A 5,665-nucleotide genomic window follows, 5' to 3' on the forward strand; every position below is an offset into this window, starting at 1 on the left:
AGCGGATGCCGCAACCCCCGTAGCCGACGCGGGTCCGGCACCTGCCGCAACCGCCGCATCAGCGACGACACCGCCGACAACGGATCGACACCGTCCGGGGCCGCAGCGAGTTCAGCCTCCCACAACGCCAGATCAGCGAGGTGGTCAACAACAGGGTCGATCAGAGAAGATGACAACACGAGCGCGACTCCCGAAACGATCTTAAGGCGTAGACACCCGAAAGATCATCAGAGTCGCGCTCGTCCCACAACTCCCGCCCGACCGGTCATCAACACGGACAGAACACCTCAAGCCGGAACAACGCCGGGGCCGTGGCCCCACAGGCGGCGCCACAGTTGTGGCGGGTGCCCTCGCATCAGCTTGAGGTTGCGCGGGGCTTGAACGTCCATTGCGCTCGGTGGAATGCTCATCACCATGGTGGATCTGGACAACCAACTGGGGTACTGGAACTCCACGGGGACGTCGAAGACCTTCGGGCACCCGGTTGAGCCTTCATGGCTGGAGGGCGTCGATCGCCAGGCGCACATCCTCGACTACGGGTGCGGATATGGACGGCTGACGGGTCAGCTCACCGAGTGGGGTTTCGACAATGTCGAGGGGGTGGATGTCGCTCCCAGTCTCGTCGCCCGCGCACGTGCGCAGCAGCCGGGGGCACGGTTCACGGTTCTTGACGCTCCGCCCCGGCTGGACAATCCGGACGGCAGCGTTGACGTGGTGCTGCTGTTCGCGGTACTGACGTGCGTGCCGGGCGACGCCGGGCAGCGGAAGCTGGAGGCAGAGCTACGCCGGGTTCTGCGGCCCGGTGGGCTCCTCTACCTCAGTGACCTGTGCCTGCAGGCGGACCGGCGTAATCATTCTCGGTATCAGCAGTTCGCCGCGACGTACGGCAGCTATGGGGTGTTCGAAACCGACGACGGGGCGGTGTGCCGGCACCACACAATGGACTGGCTGATCGACTTGTTCGTCGACTTCGATCGGGTCGCCACCCGCGAGGTCTCCGTGCACACCATGAACGGCCGCCCGGCCCGGGCTACCCAGCTGCTGCTGTCCACCAGGCCCTCCGACGTCGCCCACCGATAGCTCGCCCGGAGCAGCGAACCGGGCGTTGCGGACCCCTGCCATAGTTTCGGCATGGCCTCACCGGACGTCCGCGTGCTGACAGACCCCCGACGAGAAGCCTGGGGGACGGATGGTCCACGGCCAGTCGTGACCTATGTGTGGTCGGCAGCCACCACGACGACCAGTGGCACTGTTCTGCTCTCGCACGGAACCGGCGGTTGCGCACTCGACCTGTCCTGGCTGGCCGAGCCGCTGGCCACAGCCGGCCTGCGGGTGATCGGCGTCGACCATCACGGCAACAACTACCGTAGCGGCTACCACGCCGAAGGCTTCGCGCGTTGGTGGGACCGCCCCCAGGACCTTTCGGTCGCACTGGACCACCTCGCCGATGGCGGTCCCGTTGGCGTCGCCGGCTTCTCGCTCGGCGGCTACACCGCCGCCGCGGTGCTTGGCGCACGAATCAACGCCGACATGTTCGGCGCTATCGCCACCGGACGAGCGGCGGTGGCGCCACCGCCGGAATACCCGACGCTGATCGACGAACTGACCGACCGAGTCGGTGCCGATGACATCGCCGCGTGGATCGACGAATCCGGCGACGACTACGCCGACCGCCGAGTGACCGCAGGCTTTCTCATCTGCCCGGCGCAGGGCCAACTACTCACCTCCACCAGCCTGCGGGGCATCACGACGCCCGTGTCGATCTGGTGGACCGGCGAGGACGACCAGACCCCGGCCGAGACCAACGCACTGCACTACGCTTCCTTGATTCCGGGCGCGACCGAGCACTGCGCCGACCCGTCGGCTGGCCACTACGTGTTCGTGCGGGACATACCGGAGGCGGATCGGATCCGCACCCGCCTCGCCAGCGCGGCCGTCACCTTCTTCCGCGAGCAGTTGGCTGCGTAGGCCGAGCCATGCGTCTGCAACGAATCAGCCTGGTCGCAGCCGGAGCCCTGGCGGCGGCAACAGGATGCACCCCTCCTTCCCACCCCGCCGGCCCAGCCCTGGCTCTGCGCCTATGGGGCGAATGGGACACGGCACGCTCGAGCACGAGACGTGACAGCACCCCTGTTGAACTGATCAACCTGGAGTAAGTCAACCAATGTCGTGGATCGCTGGCGTCCTGGACACCCTCGCGGAGCTGCCGACGCCGGCGGTGCTCTTGGCCGCCGCCGCGTTCGGCACCGCCGAATCGGGCTGGGCGTCGGTTTCGTCGTCCCGGGGAAGACCGTCGTCCTGGTGCTCGGTGCCGCGATGGACAGTCCGGTCGCCCTCGTCTCCCTCTTCCTGGTCGTCGGCGTGGCGAACTCCGCCGGCGACCACATCGGCTACCTCCTCGGCCGCCGGTATGGCCAGCGCCTGCGCGACACCTACCCCGGCCGCAGGATCAGCGCCGCGAACTGGGACCGCGCGATGGAGGCACTGCAACGCTACGGCGCGTGGGCGGTGTTTCTGACCCGGCTACTGCCCATCGTCCGCACCCTCACTCCGGCCACCGCCGGGATGGCGAGGGCGCCCTACCCGCACTTCCCTCCCGCCACCCTGGCCGGGGCCTACATGTGGTCGGCGCTGTACGTGTTCGCCGGCGCGCTGGCCGGTGCCTCGGTGGAACGCATCGAGACGGTGATCGGCAACATGGGTACGGCGACCCTGGTGGTCCTGGCCGTCCTCGCACTGGTGGCGTGCGCGGCTGAGAAGACCCCCGAGTTAGCCACCGGCCGTGTCAAGCGGCAAGCCGTGATGAAAGTATGTATCATTTCGTAACATGCTATGAGGAATCTATCGGTCGAATTTGCTTTACCAGCACGGCAGCGACATAGCGTCCGACCTCTCGTATTGTCGGATGGCACGGCGGCGAGCGGACGCGCCAGGACATCAATCTGCATTAATTGGGCAATGGTCACTGATGTGGCGCTAGTTCCTCGCCGAGGGGGCCCATATCCTCATGTGCGCGGTCCGGCTGGCCCGCCAAGCCCTCTCCACCACCGCCCTTCTGCACGGAACCTGTCTTCCTCTCAAGTCCCGGACGGTCCAGTGCCAGCCGGTACCGCCGCTCACACACCGAGGCGTACAGGAAGGATTCTCATGTTCAGTTGGCTCGCAACCGGAGGCATGATCCTCTCCCTGCTGGCTCCCACGAACCCGGTGGTGGACTTCCCTGAGCCCGCAACCCCACCCCCAGGTCAGATCGTCATCGATCTGGTAACTGTCAATGGCTCTGGCTGCCCGGCCGGCACTGCCGCCATCGCCATGTCGGCCGACAACACCGCATTCACGGTCACCTACAGCGCATTCATCGCTCAGGTCGGGGTCGGGGCAGGGCCGACCGACTGGCGCCGCAACTGCCAGCTCAACCTACGGGTTCACGTCCCGCAGGGCTTCACCTATGCGGTGGCCCAGGCCGACTACCGCGGATTCGCCGCCCTAGCGGACGGGGCGTCCGGCGTGGAGCGGGCAAACTACTACTTCCAGGGAATGTCACCCACGGCCTACTCGACCCACACCTTCGCCGGTCCGATGATGGACAACTGGCAGGCCACCGACATCACGGACGTCGCCTCTCTGGTCTGGCACCCGTGCGGCGAGTTCCGCAACTTCAACATCAACACGGAGCTCTGGGCGCTCGCCGGCACCTCGGACACCAGCACCACAACGAGCTTCATGACGATGGACTCGACCGACGGAGCCATCTCCACCACCTACAACTTGGCCTGGAGGACCTGCCCGTAAGACAGGACGAGCCCACCGGCTGAGCGTCATTAACGCCCAGCCGGTGGGCTCGCGCCTACGACCGTCACCGACCTTTCGTAGAAACAACGTGCCGCTCTCGCCCCCACGCTTGGGTGACTTCCGACAGCAGCGGGCGTGGCGGCGATCGCGGCGAGGAACGCCACCCCGTGCCCGTTGTGTCATTGGATGGTGTCGAGGTCGCCGACGTGGCGGCTCTCCGAACAGCAACGACCCAACCGGCGCGGCTCACGATCGCGGCCCGTCAATTCCACGGCCAGACCCGCACCGGTACGCGCGGGAACGCGGCTGTCAGGAACCGCTTGGTGAGGCCGTCGCGCACGGCGGCGTCCGGCCAGGCATCGAGCACCTCGGGCAGGGTGCGGTAACCAACGATGAGGTGCAGCAGGGCACCCGGCGGAATAGCGGCATGGTTGCTCGCGTCGGAGCTCGGACCGATTGTGCTCCGTCTCGCCGTCACCGCCTTTAGTTCACCGTCATCGAACTCGAGGTGCGCGCTCGCGGTGTAGGTGTCAATCACGAGCGTGGACTCGGGCCAACATAGATCGGCTGACTGCCAGCGGCTGCGCAGCAGCGGGGCGAGGCGGGCGAGCAACTCGACCGGGTCTCCGGTTCGGGCGTACCAGGCTCTGGGACGCGTTGGTATTCCGGTGGGCCCGACCCGGGCCAGGAGGTGGCCCGGATCGAGCAGCGGACGCACTGCGTGGAACGGGCGCTGGGCCGTCGTGGCGTAGCGCCGACCGACCCGGCCGAGATAGGCGTACGTCGCGGCGGCGGCCTCCGGCCAGCGCCCGGCAGGCTCGCAGGTCGCGGCGAGCACGGTCAGTTCTCCCGCCGCGGAGAGCGCGGTGCCGTGCACCAGATATCCCTGGACCTGTTCGCCGCGCCGCAGTACGGCGACCTCACGGCGGACGATAGCCTCTGTCCGGCGGCCCACGATCTCGTACCGCCAGGCGGCGGCGTCGCGTGGGCAGACCAGAGCATCCCCGTCCACCTGCCGTCGGTCGAGGCGGGCGAGGGCGTCCGCGTCGGCCGCGGTGGCGGGGCGGACGGTCCAGGGGCCCTGGTAGGCGTCCGGTAGGGCGGTGGCGGGCACGGTCGGTGCACCGCCGTGGGCCAGCGCATAGTCGTAGCCAAACCGACGGTAGAAGTGGGGAATCCCTTCGACGATCTGGAGTGGCACGCGATCGGTCGCGCAGCGATTGTGCAGCGCGGCGAGTAGCCGTTCGGTGAGCTGGTTGCCGCGATGCTCCGGTGCCGTGCCCACCAACTCGGCCTGAATCAACGGCAGCCGAATCCCGGCCAGGATCCACTCCTGACGAAGACCGACCAAACTGGCCGCCAGCCGGCCGGTGGTGGTGGTGGTGTCCTCTACGACCAGGAAGTCGTCGGGTGTGACCGAAGGATGCCCGCTCAGCAGATCGTGGACCCATGCGGTGATCCCCGCGTGCGGCTCTCCGCCGGTTGCCGCCTGCAGTTGAACGGTCGCCTGCAGGCGGGCGAGCTGATCGACGTCCGACTCGCGACCGCGCCGAATCCTGTAATGATCCCCTCGGCTACTCATGCCTTACGTTCTACCGTCAGCTGGTCGCTCGCGGTCGCTCCCGGGGAAGTGACTCCACACACGTCGGGCCGCTCAGAAGACCGTTGTACGAGATTGCTCCGAATCCCCGGACGATCATCGTGCGGCAGCGAGACGACTGTTGGCCGGCACCCGGTTTCGGGTGCCGGCCAACAGCTTCTTTCCCCCTTTGTGGGTTAGGTCTGTGGGTGGGGGTTGTTGGTGGCTGCTGCGGTGGGTGGGTCAGCTGGTCCAGTGCTCGGCGACGAGGTCGGCGGCCTGGGTCTCCCACTG

At 67.4% G+C, this 5,665-nt stretch carries 5 protein-coding genes; 4 read left to right on the forward strand and 1 reads right to left on the reverse strand.

Translation table 11 applies throughout. From position 1 onward, the window contains the following. The first annotated feature begins 402 nt into the window (after positions 1 to 402). The 4 genes from K228_RS0123785 (at position 403) to K228_RS0123800 (ending at position 3,792) form a co-directional block, all read left to right on the forward strand. Positions 403 to 1,080: a class I SAM-dependent methyltransferase gene (locus K228_RS0123785; protein ID WP_033777350.1), complete on the forward strand. Its 678-nt coding sequence runs from the start codon at positions 403 to 405 to the stop codon at positions 1,078 to 1,080. Positions 1,081 to 1,206: 126 nt separating this feature from the next. Further along, positions 1,207 to 1,968 carry an alpha/beta hydrolase family protein gene (locus tag K228_RS0123790; protein WP_025620629.1) on the forward strand — a complete coding sequence of 254 codons (762 nt, stop codon included), beginning with the start codon at positions 1,207 to 1,209 and terminating at the stop codon, positions 1,966 to 1,968. Positions 1,969 to 2,316: 348 nt separating this feature from the next. Next, the gene (locus tag K228_RS27900; protein ID WP_245603581.1) at positions 2,317 to 2,826 is read left to right on the forward strand and encodes a DedA family protein; all 510 of its coding nucleotides are present in this window, start codon (positions 2,317 to 2,319) and stop codon (positions 2,824 to 2,826) included. A gap of 321 nt (positions 2,827 to 3,147) precedes the next feature. After that, positions 3,148 to 3,792, forward strand: a complete 645-nt coding sequence (locus tag K228_RS0123800; protein ID WP_025620630.1) for a DUF4360 domain-containing protein — start codon at positions 3,148 to 3,150, stop codon at positions 3,790 to 3,792. A gap of 262 nt (positions 3,793 to 4,054) precedes the next feature. Here the strand turns inward: K228_RS0123800 and K228_RS0123805 are convergent, their stop codons facing one another. Next, positions 4,055 to 5,374, reverse strand: coding sequence for a GNAT family N-acetyltransferase (locus tag K228_RS0123805; protein ID WP_025620631.1), 1,320 nt, complete (start codon positions 5,372 to 5,374; stop codon positions 4,055 to 4,057). Positions 5,375 to 5,665 lie beyond the last annotated feature (291 nt).

It is taken from the genome of Salinispora cortesiana, from assembly GCF_000484695.1.
Taxonomy (GTDB): domain Bacteria; phylum Actinomycetota; class Actinomycetes; order Mycobacteriales; family Micromonosporaceae; genus Micromonospora; species Micromonospora cortesiana.